Source organism: Micromonospora sp. DSM 43699 (assembly GCF_055517075.1).
In genome coordinates this window covers 1-409 of the sequence record NZ_JBTMMT010000263.1, presented here as the reverse complement: position 1 = coordinate 409, position 409 = coordinate 1, and the positions used below count along the sequence as shown (strand labels likewise).

2 protein-coding genes are annotated in these 409 nt (G+C 48.2%); both read right to left on the bottom strand.

From position 1 onward, the window contains the following. Positions 1-209 (bottom strand): hypothetical protein (locus AC0AIB_RS31560; RefSeq protein WP_465098138.1); only part of this gene is annotated, 209 nt, incomplete at its 3' end. Next, a partial coding sequence (locus AC0AIB_RS31555) for a tyrosine-type recombinase/integrase (RefSeq protein ID WP_465098137.1) occupies positions 206-409 on the bottom strand: 204 nt, incomplete at its 5' end. The genes AC0AIB_RS31555 and AC0AIB_RS31560, both read right to left, overlap by 4 nt.

Sequence of the window (409 nt, the reverse complement as noted above, 5' to 3'; positions counted from 1 at the left end):
ATCAAACAATGCGCCTTGAAAATCGGCATAAATTCGTTGTAACCATGATGCGTTTTCGGCAGCGAAAAAATCACCGACTTTTCATTAAACTCGATACTTTTTACCCCCATGAGTGAAGCTGACTCTCCATCAAGAGCTTTTCCACCAGCCCGCAGAACGGCATCAACAGCCTCAGCGCTCAGCGCGTCGCTTGAAAAGAACTTACTCATTTAACACCCCCTGAGCGGAGGGCAAGGGCACTAGAAACACGACAACTGGCCTTCAACAGATCCGAAGAGGCTAAGGCTGAATAACGTTCTGTCATTTTTATGGAGGAATGGCCGAGCAAGCCTTGCACGGTGTACAGCGGAATACCATCCTTGACACAGGCCGAGGCAAAAATATGGCGCAAATCATGGAAGCGTAATGA